This window comes from Anaerotignum propionicum DSM 1682 (assembly GCF_001561955.1).
GTDB classification, from domain to species: domain Bacteria; phylum Bacillota; class Clostridia; order Lachnospirales; family Anaerotignaceae; genus Chakrabartyella; species Chakrabartyella propionicum.
In genome coordinates, this window is record NZ_CP014223.1 from 2010272 (window position 1) to 2028813 (window position 18542).

Sequence of the window (18542 nt, forward strand, 5' to 3'; positions counted from 1 at the left end):
GTTATAATTCACTCCTCTGTAATATATTTAAAAGACTTTAGATCATTAATGCTTCCATTGTTATTGTTCTCTTTTGTTTAAATTCAATTATTGGTTCACTTCAGTAACATCTACAACAGCTAAACCATCGCTGACATATTGTTGCCCTTTTGTAACAACAAGCATATTTTCACTAAGTCCGTCTAATATCTCAATATTATCGCCATGGTCAAATCCCAACTTTACTGCCATTTTTTTAGCAATCCCATCTTCAACTATATAAACATAATTTTGACCATTTTCCGATAAAACCGAATTCACCGGCACGGTAAGTACATTTTCAAGATAATTTTTCACGAAATCAACTTCTGCGAACATGCCACTCTTAAGAAGATTGTCACTATTTAAAACTTCAATTTTAACTTTAAAAGTCCCATCAGAATTTGCACCCGGAGAAATATTTATAACATTCCCCTTAAAATATTCTTCTGAAACAGATGCAATCTTAACATCTACAGAGTCGCCTAATCTAATTGTATTTATAATATCTTCAGTTACATTTACTTCAATATTAATAACATCTAAATTTATGATTACATAAGCTATCGTTCCCGCCGAAAGGAAAGCATTTTCATTGACATTAGATTCTAGGACAACACCTTTTATTGGACTTTTTACTGAAGCATCTTGCAGTGTTTTACGGTTCATACTTAACTGAGTTTCAGCCACTTTATATGCATTTTCAGCATCTTGCAGACTCAATTTGGCAAGTTCATATGTAGTTTTAATGTTATCAAAAGTGTTTTTAGCTATAACTCCTGCATCAAATAATTGAGCATTTACGTCGTAATCGTGAGAAGCGTTATTCAACGCTATTTTTGCTTTTTCAACTGCATTTTTTGCATTGGCAGCTGTTACTTCAGCAATATTTACACTATCTAGAATATCCTCCGTATCCATGTCAAACAAAACACTTTCTTTGTTAACACGCTCACCTACTTCATAATATTTCTTATTCACATCTCCGCTTATGGTGCTTAGTACATTAACCGTAGAACTTGGTACAATTACACCCGAATAATTAGCTGTATCCGTTAGCGTGTCCTTACTAACCCTTAATGTTTCTACATTAACCTTTTCAGATACATCTTTTGTTTCGCTCAAGTCAGAATTATTTATATCTTCCGACTTCGAAGCTATATTAAATAAAGCAGTTATAGCAATGAGAACCACTACTAAAGGAATAATTACTTTTTTATGTTTTTTCAGGATATCCGGCATTTTTCTTAAATTATCTGAAATCTTTCTTAAAACAACCGCAATGTAGTTCATTATTTGCACTCCTTTAAATTTTTATTATGTCCTTCCTACAATTCAACTTTCTAATTAAATAGACTACCGTTATTACTAATTCGTAAATATTATGTTTCTTTACTCAAAATCTCACTTTTTGTTTTGGAGAATAAATCAATAGCCTTTATATCAGGATTTGTATAATGCTTTCTATTTGTTGAATTTTTATATTCAATTGCCTTTGTAGGGCACCACTGAATACAAGCCATACATCGCGCACAAGTTTCTCCAAATATCGGCTTATTAGCATTCATTCTAATATTATTCATAGGACATAACTTTACACATGTTTCACAACCTATACATTTGTCAGTCACGCTGTATTCAAGTGCCAATTTCTCATAATTATCCATTTTTTCGATGAGAGATTTTGGTTCTTTATTTCTTTTAACTACTGCTCGATTAGAAATCTTTGCTTTAATGCTATGGCTAATTTTTAAGGATTTTTTTTTCGCTTTCTTTAGTAGATAACTTTGAAGCCAAACTGGCCATGCGCCGTACATAGCAATGTAGTTTCCAGGCATCTGCATAGGGTATCCTGCATTCAAACATCCACCACGCTCTGCTATAATGCTACTTAACCTATTAAAAGAATTTCCATGAAGAGCACCTGCAGTTATTACAGCATAAACATAACCTGCATCACTAAAATTAAGTTTCTTTACAAATTGCTCAATGATGGGTGGCAAACTGCTAAAGTAAGCGGGGCAAATAATCCCAATGCTTTCATATGGTAAATCAATAAACTCTTCATTCATCAAATCTGCAATCAATACAATTTTTGTGTTTCCAATGTGATTAGCTATATCTCGTGCAACTGCAAGGCTATTCCCAGTACCCGAAAAACAAAAAATAATATTTTCCATAAACTCTTCCTCTTCCTTTCTCTCATTCAGCCATTTCAATTAACAAGGACTAATAGATCTTATCCATTAGCCCTTACTCTTACCTCTTTAGCAATTTAGTCAAGTAAGCGATTAATTGTTTTTATAAATTATCGCTAATCCAATCAAATAAATATTCTGTACCTGTCGCATAGCTCCCCATTTGACAGTGAGCTTGCGCCGTAGTATCTTCATCGAATAGCATATAATCTTTGGGGCACTTTAGAGCATCGTAAAACTTCTTTGCCTCCCCAAACATGGGTTCTTTTGTCCCATCCATTACAAGCATTCTGCATGTAATTTTATCAAGAATAGATGTGTTATCATATTTCTTTAACTCTTCAATCACTTCATCTTCAGAGACACCCTGTTTCCATGCATAATCCTGTAACATAAAATTCATAAATGATGGACGTAAAAATTTTGGTGTTCTCTTAATCACCTGTAGTCTCTCTGCAAATGCTCCGCCCCAGTTAATATTTCCAGGATCAACAATGCACAACTTAACTCTTTTTTCAAAAGCCACTGCTCTCGGAATTAGAAATCCTCCAAAACTAAGTCCCATAAGCCCAATCCTATTTCTATCCACCCCCGGCAAAGTTAATGCAAAATCAACTACCGGTTTCATGACATTTTCCCAGTCCGGTCTAAAAGGAAGTCCACCAAGTCTTAATGCAAATCCCTGGCCTGGTCCATCATATATCAAACAATTGATACCTCTTTTAATTGCACCATCGTAAACCCAGCGAGTATCCTCTGCCCAAGTGTCTCGACCAGGCGTGATTATAAGTAAAGGTGCTTTTTCTTTTGCAAAAGGTGAATGATAATAATGTCCCGGAAGATAAGTGTTCTCATAAGGAATTTCAACATATTTTCCCGGATATTCCGATAATCCAAGATATTTTTCATAACAATTGTGACTTTCAATAGTACAATTCTTCATACGCGGATCATCTATTTTTCCGAAATACATTGTAGCTACACGAAAATAAGTTGAAGCTCTAAGATAAGCAGTAGAAGCTGTAACCTTTTGAGATTTTTTCTCAGCTAATTCAGCCCTGCTTTTGAGTTTCTGTGCCATACTACTCCAAGTATTAATCCACGACTCTTCATCACCTTTTTTAACTTGACTAATAACTTCCATTACTTCTGCAAAGTCAGCCATACCATATTGTGTGAGCCCAAGAATGTGCTTTGTTAAAGCATCTGTTAAAATATCCTTGCTGAACTTAATGTCAGTCCAATGCTTTGTTTTCATATACTTTTTCTTCCTTTCTTAAGGAACCAGTTTCTTTATTATCAAGACCAGTTCAAACTTTAATTTACAAGCAATATCTTTTACTACCTCTTATCAATTGCCTAACTCAACTGGCAATGAAATGATATTATTCTTTTAATCAATCTAATAGGAACACTCATTTGACATTTAACATCTTTGATGATATTATTTTATTGAACATTTGTTGATTATTCAATAATCAATTATTATAATTTGTTTATTAATCAACTTTATTTAAAATCTGTCTATTATTTTTTTAACCATATACGGAGTGTGATTTAGCAATGATAAACTCAAAAAAAATTTTCAATTCAACCAGTGATGATGCATCAAAAATCGATTTAAGAATTATTAAGACAAGGCGTGCAATCTATAACGCCTTAATAGAGCTGCTCCATAAAAAGGGCGTTAATAAAATTACTGTATCAGAATTGGCGAAAAAAGCAGAAATCAATAAAGGTACTTTTTACTTGCACTATTCTGATATCTACGATTTATATCAACATGCTCTTAAAGAACATTTCAAAGAACTTGTCGACCGAATTGATTTCTTAAATCTCTTTTTGACAAACCCTAATGAATTTTCAAGAAATTTAGTTATTGGTTCTTTTAATAATCCAGTCTTTGAAAGTGATCCGTTTTTTTCAAAAGACAATATATCATTTAACCAAAGTGCTCAGTTTTATTTTTGTAATGCCTTGGCAGCCAAGGTTCTAGAAAATACTGACATACCCGCAACAGTTGAAAATGAACTAAAATTAAAATTTATATTTTCAGGTGCCGGTTCGTTGCTTCGTTATGATTCTCCTGAAAGTTCCGATCTCATGATAAACGTTATTTCAACTACTATAAAAAATCTTTTTCCAACAACTGCGTAAGATACGTTTAAGCACGAATATTCTCAACTTAGGTCAAAAATATAATGAGTGAATAGTGAGGTGTTACTACCCACTATTCACTCATTATTATTACATCTTTTTCTACTTTTCCTCTATTTGCTTGTCATTTCCCCTTGACATAATTACATATACCTTTGATATCCTTTATTGTTTTATTGACTTTTTTTTAGTAAGTACTTTCTCCTATTCTCAAATCAAGTTCATGCATAGATACTAAACTCCTCTAGATATACTCTTACTAATTTGTTCTTTCTGTGCTGTTAGATTTATTCTTCAAGTGATTCCTTCTTGCCAGTCCATCATGAACTCCACCTCAGACCACAAAAAAACCATCCACGCGTCTAACGCGTGGTTTTCATTTTACGGGCATAGCCCTCTGCTCCTCGCCTACACGTCAAACGTGTAATCCGGCCTGTCAGTTGCGTAGCTCATTACTTACTTCTTCTTTTTCTTAAAAGCACCCACTTCGCTCATCGTTAACTGTTCTCCCATTCTATCCTCAGCAAGTTGCCCTTTAATATACTCCGCAATTCGGCTCTCATTTTTTCCAACTGTATCTACATAATATCCTTTGCACCAAAACTCCCGGTTTCTGTATTTATATTTTAGTTCGCCGAATTGCTCATAGAGCATTGTGCTACTTTTACCTTTGAGATATCCCATAAACTTTGATATTGAATATTTAGGTGGTATCTCTACAAGCATATGTATATGGTCTACACATACTTCGGCTTCAATAATCTTTACACCCTTCCATTCACACAATTGACGCAGTATTTTCCCTATGGCTACTTTTTTCTCTCCATAAAATACTAATCTTCTATATTTAGGTGCAAAAACAACATGGTATTTGCAATTCCATTTTGAATGCGATAAACTATTTATATCATTCAAACCCATTTGAATGTCCTCCTTCTGTTATCTAAATTGCAGTTGACAGGCCGCAATTCTATCTTAACAGAAGGAGTGTTTATGACATATTCAAATATATAATATTTACGGAACCACGCGTCCAACGCGTGGTTTTCTGTATACAAAAAGGCATAGTATGCCCTTAGCGGAAACAATGCCTTTTTGATGATTAACCGCTTATTTTTTTAAAAGATATAGATTAGATGTATGACTGCCATTCTCACGATATCTAAATTGCTTCGTAAGCAGACCATAGCGGACTAAGTCCTCTATGGCTCTTTTCACAGTACTCACCGACATAGAAGTATCCTTTGCAATCGTTTTGATGGAAGGCCAGCATTGGTCATCTGCGTTACTGCGGTCTTTCAGATACATATACACTGATTTAGCTCGTGAAGGCAGTTCTTCTTGATATAAATTTCCAAATAAGCTCAAAGATTCCCCTCCTTATGTTCTGAGTACTTTCCGCCTCGGATTAATTTCATCTTCTGCAATATGGTTATGCCGCTTACCTCCTTTTTTTCTATGTTGGTTATCATCTGTTTCGTCTGCTAATTCAACAGCCGCCATTTCCTTTAGAATATTTTGTTCCAACTCATATTTATCTGCATAATAAACCTTGCGATGAGATTTTTCCTCCATTTGATACGATTTTTCAAAAGTAATGCCCCAGTCTAAAAATAATTTCAGCTTAGTTTTCATGGGATGAGCACCTGTCTTCATCACCACAAAGCTACCCTTCGGCAATGATTTCAGTTCATCCGCAGTTAAAAGCGGGCGTTCTATCATCTGTAATGATTGTGAAGGATCGTTTTTACCACGGCTGATACTGCCACTCATTACCGTTCTGTTGCCCAAAGATTTAGAAAGTACCTGTGCTGTTTCAGAGTTAGGAGCAAATCCCCCGAATATCGTCAGTTGGCAGTTATCTGTGATGATCTCAGAGCCTTCTTTACCATAATTCTTATCAAGCTGTGCAAAAGATTGGATGATAGGAACAACAGAAATTCTTCGGGAGCGTCCTGCGGACAGCATCATTTCAAATGACTCAATTTTGGGAATAGTTCCAATCTCATCGGCATAAATCATCACACGGTTTGGAAGTTTGCCACCGTGTTCATCCGCCACCATAAGCATTTCACGATAGAACTGCTGTAGAAATAATGACACCATAAAATATTTTGTATTGTCTTCCTCTGGAAGTATAAGAAAGATTGCCGACTTTTCTTTACAGAAAGTTTCGGCATCGATAGAAGAATGAAAACAAAGAATCTGCTCCATCTCTGTATCCAAAAAAGCATTGAGCTTTGAAAGTACAGTGGAGAGAACAGATGCCATTGCTTGTTCTGCAGAGTTAATAGCAGCCCCTGCAAACCACTTTGCTTTATGGGTTGATGGCAGCTTATCCATTAATAGTTGAAACTGACTTTTTCCTTTCACTTGACTTGGTGCCATTAGGTCTTGCACCATTTTGAACACAGAAACAATATGCCTTTTATCTACTAATTGTCCATCAATTTCAGTTGGCGGTAAGTATTCTGCAATGAGCAATATCACCGCTGTCAAAAGTCCCTCTGCTGCATCATAGAAAAATGCATTTTGTCCCATTCCGGCATTATTCCCATCGGGAGATACAATTGTTTTTGCAATAATCTTTGCATACTTTTCAGCTTTTGCTTTAGCATAAAATTTTTTATTATCAGCATGATATATGTCCATATACTTATTTACAAGATGCAATAAGTTGTTTCCATCACTTCTCGTTGGGTTACGCAGATCAATGACAGCAATATTATAGCCATAGTTTTCTTTTGCGATAGTCCCGTAATTTCTTGCTAAGTCACCTTTGGTATCAGTAGTTATAAAACTCATACCGCTGGCACAGGCATACTCCAAATTGGGATAGAGAAAGAATGCGGTTTTACCCACACCGGCTGCACCAATCATCAAGCAGTGTACATCATCTGTGTCTACAAGTGCAGTGACAGTTCCTTTTCTTCCTGTTGATCCGATAACCAAGCCTTGCTCCATTGGAAGATTTTCGCCTTTTCTCCAATCAGCAACTTGAAAGGTTACAGGATGATAAATTTGAGGTATTTCTTTTTTAGTTGCAAACCTTGCCACACCGTGCTGACCATCACCAACGGTTTTGGATTTGATTCCGTTGAGGGTATAGAAGTGTGCAATTAAAGAAAGACCGCCTAAGACAAGGAGCATAAAGGCGGCTGATGATATTAGGATTATAAGTTGTTCGTTCATGGGATGGTCCTTTCTTTTTAGATTTTTAAATAGTATAATTATAAAAAACAGACTGTAATACAATCGGTTTAGTAAAAAAAATCTTGATTCGCTTTTAGCTAGATTTTTTTCAAGTGGATAAGTTGGATTTACATTTTACGCATTTAAAATTAAAGCAGAAAGAAGAGTGGCTATTATGAGAGACTGGTTTTCAATAGATAAAATTGATAACAATACATACATAATCAGCGAATACCGTCACTGGGAGGAAACACACTGTTATTTACTAAACGGCATAGAACGTAGTTTGCTCATTGACACAGGGCTTGGTATTTGCAATATTTATGATGAAGTAAAAAAATTGACCAATAAGCCTGTAACCGCAATTGCAACGCATATACATTGGGATCATATCGGTGGGCATAAATATTTTCCAAGTTTTTATGCCCACGAAGAGGAACTTGACTGGCTAAACGGTGGCTTTCCTCTTTCCATGGACACTGTACGTGAAATGTTATTAGATCGTTGCGACCCACCCGAAGGATATGACGTGAGTACTTATGAGTTCTTTCAGGGTATGCCCACAAAAATATTGTACGGGAGCGAGGTGATAGACCTCGGAGGCAGAAGCATTGAAATCATTCACACTCCTGGACATTCACCTGGACATATGTGTTTTTATGAGGCAGAACAAGGCTATCTCTTTACAGGAGATTTAGTTTATAAGGATACCTTGTTTGCTTACTATCCGTCCACAGACCCCGAAGCCTATCTTTGTTCTCTTGAAAAGATTTCTGATCTTTCGGTTAAAAAGGTGTTTCCTGCACATCATACACTGGACATTGGATCTGAAATTATTATACGTATGAGAGATGCTTTTCGTAAGCTTAAAGCTGAGGGAACGCTGCATCATGGGAGCGGAACGTATGATTACGGTGACTGGGTAATCTGGCTGTAAGATGGATAATGTGAAATTCCCTAGCATCACTTACCCCACCGTAAGTAAATAAATGTTTTTCTAAGCAGAGAGTTTTAACCCTCTGCGTATTTTTATTCCATCTTCATTTCATAACATTGTGTCTGCTCTTTTACTCCCTCTTGTAAATCTTCGTTAAAATCTTTCATCGCAGGGGATAGACGAGAAGCAACTATACCTTGTTCGTATAACAAATTTTTGAATTTCTCACACGCATTAATGCCGGCTTTGTCATTGTCCAAACACATAACCACTTTATTCATTTGAGAGTTAATCTCCAACTGCTTAAGCATTGACTGTTCCGAAAGTCCACAGAGGGCAACATAACTGTGCTGTTTCCAATTGTTATCTTTATGTAGGCTGATAAAAGACAGCATATCTATGGGTGCTTCAAACACATAGAGCCTGTCACTTGTTCCACGCAAATGGAAACTGTAACAAGGATCACTGCTATCAATATTCCCTTTGAAACCTTTACCATTAGTATAGATTCCACGCTTATGAGCATGACGAGCCACACCGTTTTCATCTAATCCTACAAAAATTGCATTGTGATATTCTTTTGTTCCGTCATTAGACTTTTCATAGCTTTCATACAGTAACTTTTCTTTGGCGAAAAAACTAACTACATCTTTGTCAATACATCTGTGCTTAATGAGATAGGCAAAAGTTCTCCGCATGTCCTTACTATGTGGTGGCAGTTTAAATGGCTTTTTAATTTCTTCTTTCTTTTCAGCACAATGATAAACTTTACCCATCTCATCACCAAGAAGCATGGTTACAGCATCGGGAAAAGATAAGCCGTAAAAGTTTTGCACAAAATCGATAGCAAGACCGCCTTTTTCCGTTGCATGATCGTACCATTCATTGTCTCGAACAGTAATGCTGTGGTCACTTTTTAACCTTTTCTCTCTACCGGATGGAATCAATGTTTCACCTTGTTGACGTAGAAAATATTCAAGGTCAACGTTATTTGCTTGCCGTTTTTCTTCCTCAGTAAAATAAATGTATTTACCCATAAAAGACCTCCTTATGATTTTTTACCAACTTTACGATGAAAGGCTATCCTTTTAACGTGATAGCCTTTCATGTTTGGTTTTTGATTCTGTTTTTCAAGTGCATTGGAACTAGAATAAGTATTTTTCTGCTTGTTTTTCATAATAAAAATCCTTTCTATAGTTTTAAGGGTAAAAAAAGCAGCCTTTCGATTGAAAGACTGCCGATTTACAAACTCATATTCTGCTCATGGTCATCTTGCTTATGGCCTTGCGTCATTTTCTTTTGCTTTAACTTACGCAGCAACTTACTGTCTACCGTAAGACTGACAGGAGATTTGGGCTTTGAAATGTTGTCCTCCAAAATTCGGCTCATATGATGAAATAACCTTGAAACTGCAAAACCTAATGATGGCTCATGCCATTTATCCATATTTTCAAGAAAAAACTTTGCATATTCATTACCTTGTTCTGCTGATAAAGTAAACCATTTCACAGCAGTTTCCTTATCCTTTGCCACCCCTTCGCCAATTAAATATGTCTTGCCAAGAATGTACTGTGAAAACTGATTGCCTTGTTCCGCTGATGAAGTAAGATACTGCAATGCCTTTTCAACATCTTTCGGAATTTCTTCACCTTTAAGATATAGTTTTCCGAGAACGTACTGAGCAAATTGATTGCCTTTTTCTGCGGATTGCTTAAGCCACCGAGTGGCAGAAGTAATGTCTTTGAAGTTGTCTTCTGTCAAATATATCTTACCAAGTCGGTAAGCTGACCACTCATTATCCTGTTCGGCTGAATATGTAAACAGTTCAACCGCTTTTGATATATCCTGCCCGATATATTTTCCCTCATAATAAAGTTTAGCAAGAGCATACTGTGCAAATGGGTTACCACTATCAGATGCAGTTTTTAAATATTCAATTGCTGATTTTATTTCTTCCTCTGCCGGATTTTCCTCTGCAATGATGATTTTTGCAAGAGAATAGCAAGCAAATGTATTTCCAACTTTTGCGGACTTTTGGAAATACTCTTTTGCTCTGTCAATATCCTTTTCTTTCCCAATTCCATTTTGCAGCATCCAACCGAGACGGTATTGCAGTTTATCATCTCTGTTTTGTTTTTCTAAATCTTCAAAGCCTACAAATGCTTTTTTGAAATAAATATTGCTCTGCTTTTCATTTCTTTCTGTGCCTATACCGTCACGAAACATTTTGGCAGCTTCAAAATCTGCATAAGGAAATCCTTGCTTTGCAGACCGCAGATAAAGTTCAAAGGCTTTTCCATAGTTTTGCTCTACGCCTTGCCCACGATAATAAAGACCGCCAAGAGAATACTCTGCAAACTTATATTTCTCCGCAGATGATTTTGAAAGCCAATCCACAGCATCTTCATAATTTTGTTCTGTACCAAGTCCTTGTGCAAACATTTTACCGATGCGGTACTGAGTGTATTTCCACGGCTTTTTGTTCTCAACAATAAGAAAGCCTTCCAGAGCCTTTGCATAGTAATCCTGTGCCTGTTCTGCATTTATTTCTACACCAAGACCGTCTGCATACATTCGTCCTATATCAAATACGGCAAGCACATTGCCTTTTTCTGATTTTAATTTCAAAAGCTCCATTGCTTGTTCAAAGTCGGGTTCTTCATTTTCTGTACCGAACAAAAACTTTCGCGCCTTTTTATAATCTTCAGACCATTTTATGTGTGGTGTAAAAGGTTCTTCTATACAGTCATCTTCTGTTTCATCCATTATAAAATCAGACATTTCATTTAGTTCTTCAGAATTTTTATCTACGAAATATTCAGTTGAGGTATTTTCATATTCTTCTCCATCAACTTTAATATCTTCAAGTTCTGATAAGCCGATTTCATTTTTAGAGAGTTTATCTGCCTCTGCAATAATAAAATTCTTGATTGACTTAAATTCCTTTTGCTTAGAAAGCGGTATAGGGTCAGTAAGCTTATCAGAATAGCTTTTAAGCACCTCATTTCTCATTTCATACCACAGGTTATACGCATCTAAGACTGTTTTTTCTTTTGCTAATTCATCTACAATACTGTCCACGATATTTTTCAACTTTGGAGATAAGTAGCCATAGACTCGTCTGCCTTTCTTAAGCTTTAGCTTTTCAGCAAGTTCAAGGAGTAACAACTCCAACTTTGGATTTTGAACATTGCCAGTTTTCATTTTTGCAATCAGATGAAGAAATATTTTCTTGCTTTCTGCTTTTAAAGCATCTCTTCTGTGACTTTGCTCGGCATAGATTTCTTTCATCTCATTATGAAAAATATTCGACACCAATCCGGACTTTATATTTTTGATACCATCCTTGGTGAGATATCCTCTGCGAATATCTGTGGAGTAACAAATCATGTGAATATGTGGGTGGTGGCTCTCATTATGAAAAGCTGCATACCATTTAAAGTGTTCTATCGGTATTTTTAAATTTTCAGCAATGGTTGGTGCGTAGGATTCAAGAAAGTCTTTCCACTTTTCTACGTTATCAAATCCTGTGCTTACAGCATCCTCTCTTCTTAACGAGATAATCGGTGTCCAAACATTCCCCTCATTATTAGCAACATCTTCTGCAACCTTTAAGAGAACTATTTTATCTGTTCCGTTTGTAAATAAACCATGGGAAGATATTTTTTCTACTCTTGGACGATTTGCAATGTAGCCCACATAGTTTTCTTTCTTCGCTGTTATATCAAGGTTGTGTTCTAATGCTATGGAAATAAAGTCAGAGGCATTTTCAATTGTTTTGTTTTGAATATAATCTTCATACTCAAATAAATTTTTACTGTCGGGAAACTCCTTCAAGATATTTTTGATAAGCTCTACCTGCTTTTTTGTGGAAGGGAGATTTTTATTTTCGGCGCTAAACTTTTGCACACCATCTCTTGTTGCAATGTATTTTACAAGATTGGATAAATGTGCTGTGTTATTACTGCCTTTTAGATAGGGACATTTAAAAATTATCCTTGGCATAAAAATCTCCCTTCTTTCTTATTCCTCGATACCCATTTGATACTTTACTGCATCCTCCATATTAATCCTGCCTTTATTTCTTTTTACTTCGGCAACACATCTGCCACGAAGTTTTCTCAAATCTTCATCACTGATTTCAAGTCCGGCGGCAAGAATATTCATCATCATACTCATCTCTACTGACAAGCGAAAGAGATTTGCTGATTGACGATTTTCAGTTTCTCTAAGTGTAGCTTGAATTGCTCCAAGCAGAATTTTAGAAAGATAATCTGTACTCTGATTACTGACTAAATATCCCATATAAAAAGTCAATGCTTTTTCAATAAACTCACTGCGGTTATTGCAATTATCCTCTTTCAATAAAAGATCCATTTTTTCAAATGTTTCTGGATACAGCCAAACCGCTGTTCTTTTCTTATTCTTGTTTTGTGGTTCTTTCAAAATATCACTCCTTATCATCAAAACCACCTTTCTGAGCACCTTGTAAATGCCATAACAACGGTCTTCTCATTGATTGCTGACCACCTAAGCGTGACAAACTCTGTTTTCTGACCACCTAATGATAATGCTAGAAAAGCTCGGCACTGCCGAGCTTTGTGACAGAGAGGCGGTCGCTTGCGACCACCTCTCTTTATCCCGCACCTAAATCAATAGGTGGGTTCACTTAAGATTTGTGATGTTGTGTGGTGATTTGAGTTCTGTTTTCATCGCATTTCACATTTTCCCCACACCTTTCTAAATTCGCCCCCATTTTCTTATTATGGTGTTACTACCCTTCCTTGGAACAAAAGTGGCACACAAGGGCACACAATGGGCAACAACAGTGAATATCACCTTCTTATGAATTGCCATTTACTGTTTGAGAAGCATTACTCCTGCCTGTTTCCATCTTTTTAGGCTTACTCGGCATATTTTCACACTGCAGCTTATCTTCTATATACTCTCGTGTTGGCTGTGGCACATACTTTTCATAGAGCTTTTGGATGGTATCGGAAAGTTCTGCTTGCAATTTCACATCCTTTTTCTCCATATAGTAAGTGAGTGCATCCAGTTTTTCCTTTTCAAAAGTAATGGTTAAGGTTGCTTTTTTCATTGGATACTCCTTTCAAAATACAAAAAGCACACCGCATAATGCGATGTGCCAGTTAGCTTTTTATGTTCTTCATATCATTTTGTGGGATTGCATCTGCCGCTGTTCCTGCATTAGTTCTAGCAACAGCCGCACTCTTCCATCAAAGTTCTTAATGACAAATTCAATTCTTTCCTCATCCATAAAAGGATTTTGAGAAAGGTTGGTTCTGATTCCTTCTCTAAGTTCAAGGACACTTTCAACGTCAAATTTCTGCAAATCACTGGCTAGCTTTATCTGTTTTTCATGGGTCTTGGCAAACGGTTTGCTTTCTATATCATCAACTTCTACCTTGGTTGGCATTGACATAAACAGAGAGGTACCGCTATCAAAGATAGGTGCCGCCCCCAATACTTCAAGAGTATTACTGTTTCTCACAATGCCAAAGTTGTTCATGTGTCTGTCAGTGTTAGCAATCAAGAAATCTGTTACCAGAAGTTTTTCTATGTTTTCAACTGCATTCGTAATCCCTATTTTTTCGTAGGATTCTATTAAATGTTCATATGCAGAAAGGTGATTTGGTTTCTTGAAATGACTGTACACGCTCCATGCAGACACTAGCTCTGTATCCTTTGAGAGAAAGTTTTTACACAGGCTGTATGGCATTCCGTCCTCAAAAATCACTTCATATTCCACATGTAGCAAACGAAGTTTTTCCATCACCATTCCTGCTATTTTCTCATTAAACGGTTCTTGCCTAAACACACCGCTGGCTCCTTTTAGGAGGTATCTATCTTCATTTAAGATAATCCATTTCTTTTTCAACCAGCCATCAGATGTATTATCGGGAGATACTAAGCTGAAACTGTCCAGCTGTTTGCCAAACAAAATTTCACCCATATCCTTGGAAAAGTCATTTTCAAAGAAATTAATTTTATCAAAGTCAAGGTCAGAACCTTTTGGGCAAATCCAGTAGCAGTCCGATAAGCTGAGCCCATAACATTTAAGTGCCAAGCCACCTGTATTCAATTCACCAACTTCTTCAAGTACACGGTCAATATTTTCTCTACTTGCTGGAATGCTTCTCCCTTTAAACCAATGATTCAGTGCTTTTCTGTCAACAATCTGATGCTCAAAACGGACTCCAAGAGGAATATGCTCCGCCTCTATGACATTAAACACCTTCACAATTGTGCTTGTTTCTTCGTCTATTTCCATCTCCAAAACATTTAAATTTTTGTGCTTGAGGTAATAAATCAATTTCTCACCTACTTTCCAATCTTGCCTATTATTCTATCATTGTTTTATGAAGAATTCAAACAAAATCAGCGTACAAGCATGCTGGTTTACTTGAAATCAAAACCCATAAATGTCATTCGTGGTTTAAGCTCCGGTTCTTCCCCAGTAAAAATAGGAACATCAGAAAACATTTGCATGTATTCTTCCACCTGTTTGTCATCCAGTGAAACAAATTCACCGTCTTCACTATCACCACAAACAAAAAATGGACCACAGATAATATCTGAGCCCAAGCGTCGGTTTGGTTCCATTCCATTTAATTTTCCTTCTTCATTGACAACAGCAATGCATCCATCATCGAGGTAAACACATTCAATAAGCCCACCAACTTCAGTTTGTAATGCCCCAAGGGTGTTATCAATTTCTTTTACTACTGGCGGCTTACCAATATCCATTTTTACAACCTTAATTTTATTTTCTTTCATTCCACATTCCTCCTAAAGCTTACTTTTCCAAAACCTCTGTCTAAATAAAGAGCATTTCTTGAAATATTGCTTTCGTCCTAAGCATAAAATAATTCCTCCTATTTCAATGAACATCCATCTTTGATTAGATTTTTAATTAGTATCTGGTAGCCTACCGAACCCAAGGAAATGCTTCTGCCAATACTTTGTATTAATATTGGCATAGCCAATAGGATCACCAGCATGGAGCATCTTTCCATTTCCCACATAAATTCCTATATGAGATGCTATGCCTGCACCTGCATAAGTCCCTTTGAAAAACACCAAGTCACCGGGCATTGCTTCAGTTTTCGGTACCAGTGCACATTGATTATAAATTCCTGTTGCAGTAGTTCGAGGGAGATTATAAACTCCCGACTGGGTATAGACCCAGCAAACATATCCCGAACAATCAAAGGACGTTCTTGGATTTGAACCACCCCAAACATAGGGGTAACCCAAGTATTTTTCTGCTTCCTCAATCAGTTCTTTGTAACTGCCATCGCCAATGGGTTCGCCGGGGTATGGAAGTTCATCTACACCGATTGCTCCATGCCCATATTTCACCAGCGCATAAATGCGATTGGCATTCATTTGGTTTTCTGATGTCACCGTAATTTCCATCATATTTTCAATGTTTCTGTAAACAATCGAAAGGTCTATGATGGGAACTGCTACGGTATAGGTTTCTTCGCTTTCATTTCCTTCCTCATCGGTGACGGTTCGAGAACGCTCTTCATAGGTTACAAAGCAATCTGAAAACTGCAAGGTATTCACAAGTGACGGGCGGTCAGCGCCGAAATACAGAGCATAAAAAACAGCCTTAACCCTTAGCGAGTCGAGGCTGTTTCCATTCTCTGTTTGATTGTTAATTTTATTTATATCGTAGTCCAAAAGGCTAAAGCTATACTGCATATCTTCAATATAATCTATAAATTCTTCAGGAACATTACCCGATATCACACCACTATTAAAACATAAATCTATTGCCGTGGTGTTGTGATCTGCTGTTGCAGACATGATTCCAATCAGCAGTGCAAGGATAACAATAATAGGCGAGAGGATTGCAGCAATTGTCCAACCCATGCCTCTACGGAGCTTATCATTACTCAATGCCATCACCAAAGCCTTGGCAATTAAAACAGGGTTTGCTATAAAAATCACCTCCAAAATCAATTTCATTCCTTGGATACGTGGTTTCATGTTTGTATTGTGTATTTTGAGGTATAAGCTATTTATTAGGCTCTCTTCAATTCTTACTGAATACTTTTATAGACAATATTGTCTATCTCAATTATTTTTTCCTCAACACAAAAGCAATAAAGTTCAAATACTTGCCGCCTCCTGCACCCATTGTCTTGCGGTCGTTAACGGCAATCTCATTTTCCTGATTCAACCAATCTGCCCAAAGCTCGTCATTGTTTCCCTTCATCTCATAAATAGAAATGACTTCCGCATCATGGCTATGATTCAATATTTCCGTCCAATAGGTCATATCACGCAGATAGGCAAGCTGCTCCGGTGTCCATGAAAGGAGCAATTCTTTTGGAAGATTGTCATGGCAATCCTTTTTCATACCGGGAACACAGATGTAAAGATAACCGCCGCTTTTTACAAAGGGTAACAGCTTTGCATCTAAATATTCTGGGTCACGCCCCCAAAAGTTATAGGAATCCGTACTAACAACTGCATCGAAAAATTCTTTCTCAAAAGGCAAGTCAGTTGCATCCGCCTTAACAGGGGTAATTTGTTCAGGGGTTAGCCCCATTTCATAAAAGAATCTACAGTTTGCATGGGGTTCACTCCACAAATCAGCGGCGTAAACCTTAAAGCCATAATCTTTTGCCAGCATAACGCTTGTTAGCCCTTGCCCACTTCCAAGGTCGCAAACACTACTACCATCAGGAATTTCATGATTTTGAAGCATTTCTTCCTGTAATTTAAAGGGGTTAGGCCCCATGATTTTGGCCATCAATTCTGGGGTGTTGTACTTTTGACTTTTTGTATACTCCATTGTAATTCTCCTTATCATTATTTTCTTTTTATCATAGTTTCATTATACTTCCCTGCTTTGGTAAAAGCTTCCTACAAAATAGTGCAGAAATAAAAAAGCGACATGCGTTTTCAATCCATGTCGCTTTCTATGATTCACTTGTTATTTTTCATGCTAGACAATATCTTATAGACAGTTTTTGGAGATAAAAAATATTTGTTGGACAGCTCCTTCACAGTCATACCACCATTATATTCTTCGAAAATAACAGCATTTCGCTTGGCATATAATTGTTTGCTGTTTTTAAGCTCTCCCCATGCCTTTTTATTCTCACCTTTCCGTGGAATATAAAGATATTCTCCATCTATATGTTGCTGTATTGCCGTAATTAAATTGTCTGGCAATACACAAATTGCATTTTTATAGTCCATTGTGCACCTCCTAAATATTCAGAAAATAGGATTACGCAAGGACTATCTTCATATTTTAATTATGCGATAGCCCTTGCTACGCACAATACCGACTCCAATGTTCCTTTTTTGATAAGACAATTCCCCTTTCATATTAAACTACTGTTTGCCTTTAATAAACCATTCTAACCTATAAAAATACTGACGGCTGATTATGCCAAATCAATCATTCAACTCCTCCTCTCCGTAAAGATATTTTTTCCTTAAATAATTTGCTTGTTCTTCTGTGAGACAGTCTGACCAAAAGTCTGCATTGATAGAGCCATATAGTTCTCCCCACAGACAATCCATGTAGGAAACTTTGTCTTTTTCTCCCTGCTCATAATCTTTGATCGCCTTTGTTAATTGCGGAGACAAGTTTGTTTCCAAATATGCTTTATCCGCCGGCTTCCCTGTTTTTTCGGTTTTTGAATACTCTGGTTCCAGCTTCAGTATTCCTTCTATGGATAAATTCAGTGCTTTAGACAGCTCTGAAAGTGTCTCTGCACTGCATCGGTTAAGGCTTGTTTTGCCAGAGCAAATATCTGCAAGGGTTGCCCACGGGACACCGCTTGTTTTAGATAATCTGTATCGTGACAGTCCCTTTTCTTTTAATAATTCCATTATCGTCAATGTATATCACCCATCTTCAATGTATCGGTAACCCCATATATTGTCAAGGTGATTTCTCAATTTTATTTCTAATCCATCGACAAAATTCCTTTTACCCAATATTTTCTCTAATAGTCAATAAAATGCTATTATCTTTTCTAGCATATCTT

17 protein-coding genes and 1 pseudogene are annotated in these 18542 nt (G+C 36.7%); 2 read left to right on the forward strand and 16 right to left on the reverse strand.

The features are described 5' to 3' along the window. Positions 1-87: 87 nt before the first annotated feature. From CPRO_RS09285 to CPRO_RS09295, 3 genes are all read right to left on the reverse strand, one after another. The gene (locus CPRO_RS09285; RefSeq protein ID WP_066050812.1) at positions 88-1311 is read right to left on the reverse strand and encodes an efflux RND transporter periplasmic adaptor subunit; all 1224 of its coding nucleotides are present in this window, start codon (positions 1309-1311) and stop codon (positions 88-90) included. A gap of 89 nt (positions 1312-1400) precedes the next feature. Continuing rightward, positions 1401-2198 (reverse strand): EFR1 family ferrodoxin, encoded by a 798-nt coding sequence (locus CPRO_RS09290; protein ID WP_066050815.1) that lies wholly within the window; start codon positions 2196-2198, stop codon positions 1401-1403. 121 nt (positions 2199-2319) lie between these two features. Next, complete coding sequence (locus tag CPRO_RS09295; RefSeq protein ID WP_066050819.1) at positions 2320-3474, reverse strand: alpha/beta hydrolase family protein; 1155 nt, start codon at positions 3472-3474, stop codon at positions 2320-2322. 305 nt (positions 3475-3779) lie between these two features. Between CPRO_RS09295 and CPRO_RS09300 the strand changes: the two genes are divergently transcribed. Continuing rightward, positions 3780-4373 (forward strand): TetR/AcrR family transcriptional regulator, encoded by a 594-nt coding sequence (locus tag CPRO_RS09300; protein WP_066050822.1) that lies wholly within the window; start codon positions 3780-3782, stop codon positions 4371-4373. Between the two features lie 456 nt (positions 4374-4829). Here CPRO_RS09300 and tnpA read toward each other — a convergent pair whose 3' ends face one another. From tnpA to CPRO_RS09315, 3 genes are all read right to left on the reverse strand, one after another. Further along, the gene (tnpA, locus tag CPRO_RS09305) at positions 4830-5294 is read right to left on the reverse strand and encodes an IS200/IS605 family transposase (RefSeq protein ID WP_072743611.1); all 465 of its coding nucleotides are present in this window, start codon (positions 5292-5294) and stop codon (positions 4830-4832) included. Positions 5295-5483: 189 nt separating this feature from the next. After that, positions 5484-5741, reverse strand: a complete 258-nt coding sequence (locus tag CPRO_RS09310) for a helix-turn-helix domain-containing protein (protein ID WP_066050825.1) — start codon at positions 5739-5741, stop codon at positions 5484-5486. Between the two features lie 12 nt (positions 5742-5753). Then, positions 5754-7565 carry a VirD4-like conjugal transfer protein, CD1115 family gene (locus CPRO_RS09315; protein ID WP_066050829.1) on the reverse strand — a complete coding sequence of 604 codons (1812 nt, stop codon included), beginning with the start codon at positions 7563-7565 and terminating at the stop codon, positions 5754-5756. 175 nt (positions 7566-7740) lie between these two features. On the opposite strand from CPRO_RS09315, the gene CPRO_RS09320 reads away from it, so the two are divergent. Further along, positions 7741-8502 carry an MBL fold metallo-hydrolase gene (locus CPRO_RS09320; protein WP_066050831.1) on the forward strand — a complete coding sequence of 254 codons (762 nt, stop codon included), beginning with the start codon at positions 7741-7743 and terminating at the stop codon, positions 8500-8502. 92 nt (positions 8503-8594) lie between these two features. Here CPRO_RS09320 and CPRO_RS09325 read toward each other — a convergent pair whose 3' ends face one another. The 10 genes and pseudogenes from CPRO_RS09325 to CPRO_RS09370 form a co-directional block, all read right to left on the reverse strand. Further along, positions 8595-9539: a DUF3991 and toprim domain-containing protein gene (locus CPRO_RS09325; RefSeq protein WP_066050834.1), complete on the reverse strand. Its 945-nt coding sequence runs from the start codon at positions 9537-9539 to the stop codon at positions 8595-8597. 205 nt (positions 9540-9744) lie between these two features. Then, a complete protein-coding gene (mobP3, locus tag CPRO_RS09330) occupies positions 9745-12507 on the reverse strand; it encodes a MobP3 family relaxase (RefSeq protein ID WP_066050837.1) in 2763 nt (920 codons plus the stop codon). 18 nt (positions 12508-12525) lie between these two features. Then, positions 12526-12948, reverse strand: a complete 423-nt coding sequence (locus CPRO_RS09335) for a hypothetical protein (protein ID WP_236782337.1) — start codon at positions 12946-12948, stop codon at positions 12526-12528. Positions 12949-13345: 397 nt separating this feature from the next. Beyond that, positions 13346-13600, reverse strand: coding sequence for a DUF6103 family protein (locus CPRO_RS09340; RefSeq protein ID WP_066050843.1), 255 nt, complete (start codon positions 13598-13600; stop codon positions 13346-13348). A 69-nt stretch (positions 13601-13669) separates the two neighbouring features. Next, positions 13670-14836, reverse strand: a complete 1167-nt coding sequence (locus tag CPRO_RS09345) for a HipA domain-containing protein (protein ID WP_066050846.1) — start codon at positions 14834-14836, stop codon at positions 13670-13672. Between the two features lie 86 nt (positions 14837-14922). Further along, positions 14923-15300, reverse strand: a complete 378-nt coding sequence (locus CPRO_RS09350) for a DUF3846 domain-containing protein (RefSeq protein WP_066050849.1) — start codon at positions 15298-15300, stop codon at positions 14923-14925. A 132-nt stretch (positions 15301-15432) separates the two neighbouring features. Next, positions 15433-15804: pseudogene (locus tag CPRO_RS16310) on the reverse strand (C40 family peptidase); the annotation flags it as partial. Positions 15805-16612: 808 nt separating this feature from the next. Continuing rightward, a complete protein-coding gene (locus tag CPRO_RS09360) occupies positions 16613-17332 on the reverse strand; it encodes an SAM-dependent methyltransferase (RefSeq protein ID WP_066050852.1) in 720 nt (239 codons plus the stop codon). A 134-nt stretch (positions 17333-17466) separates the two neighbouring features. Continuing rightward, a complete protein-coding gene (locus CPRO_RS09365; RefSeq protein WP_066050855.1) occupies positions 17467-17742 on the reverse strand; it encodes a CD3324 family protein in 276 nt (91 codons plus the stop codon). Positions 17743-17943: 201 nt separating this feature from the next. Then, a complete protein-coding gene (locus tag CPRO_RS09370) occupies positions 17944-18384 on the reverse strand; it encodes a helix-turn-helix transcriptional regulator (RefSeq protein ID WP_330383889.1) in 441 nt (146 codons plus the stop codon). Between the last annotated feature and the right edge of the window lie 158 nt (positions 18385-18542).

What these genes read in the sequence shown, in the direction of transcription:
- CPRO_RS09365 (WP_066050855.1), bottom strand. Translation starts at nt 17,742, where the DNA reads ATGGACTATAAAAATGCAATTTGTGTATTGCCAGACAATTTAATTACG.
- CPRO_RS09300 (WP_066050822.1), top strand. Translation starts at nt 3,780, where the DNA reads ATGATAAACTCAAAAAAAATTTTCAATTCAACCAGTGATGATGCATCA.
- CPRO_RS09360 (WP_066050852.1), bottom strand. Translation starts at nt 17,332, where the DNA reads ATGGAGTATACAAAAAGTCAAAAGTACAACACCCCAGAATTGATGGCC.
- tnpA (WP_072743611.1), bottom strand. Translation starts at nt 5,294, where the DNA reads ATGGGTTTGAATGATATAAATAGTTTATCGCATTCAAAATGGAATTGC.
- mobP3 (WP_066050837.1), bottom strand. Translation starts at nt 12,507, where the DNA reads ATGCCAAGGATAATTTTTAAATGTCCCTATCTAAAAGGCAGTAATAAC.
- CPRO_RS09315 (WP_066050829.1), bottom strand. Translation starts at nt 7,565, where the DNA reads ATGAACGAACAACTTATAATCCTAATATCATCAGCCGCCTTTATGCTC.
- CPRO_RS09340 (WP_066050843.1), bottom strand. Translation starts at nt 13,600, where the DNA reads ATGAAAAAAGCAACCTTAACCATTACTTTTGAAAAGGAAAAACTGGAT.
- CPRO_RS09320 (WP_066050831.1), top strand. Translation starts at nt 7,741, where the DNA reads ATGAGAGACTGGTTTTCAATAGATAAAATTGATAACAATACATACATA.
- CPRO_RS09290 (WP_066050815.1), bottom strand. Translation starts at nt 2,198, where the DNA reads ATGGAAAATATTATTTTTTGTTTTTCGGGTACTGGGAATAGCCTTGCA.
- CPRO_RS09350 (WP_066050849.1), bottom strand. Translation starts at nt 15,300, where the DNA reads ATGAAAGAAAATAAAATTAAGGTTGTAAAAATGGATATTGGTAAGCCG.
- CPRO_RS09285 (WP_066050812.1), bottom strand. Translation starts at nt 1,311, where the DNA reads ATGAACTACATTGCGGTTGTTTTAAGAAAGATTTCAGATAATTTAAGA.
- CPRO_RS09295 (WP_066050819.1), bottom strand. Translation starts at nt 3,474, where the DNA reads ATGAAAACAAAGCATTGGACTGACATTAAGTTCAGCAAGGATATTTTA.
- CPRO_RS09370 (WP_330383889.1), bottom strand. Translation starts at nt 18,384, where the DNA reads ATGGAATTATTAAAAGAAAAGGGACTGTCACGATACAGATTATCTAAA.
- CPRO_RS09325 (WP_066050834.1), bottom strand. Translation starts at nt 9,539, where the DNA reads ATGGGTAAATACATTTATTTTACTGAGGAAGAAAAACGGCAAGCAAAT.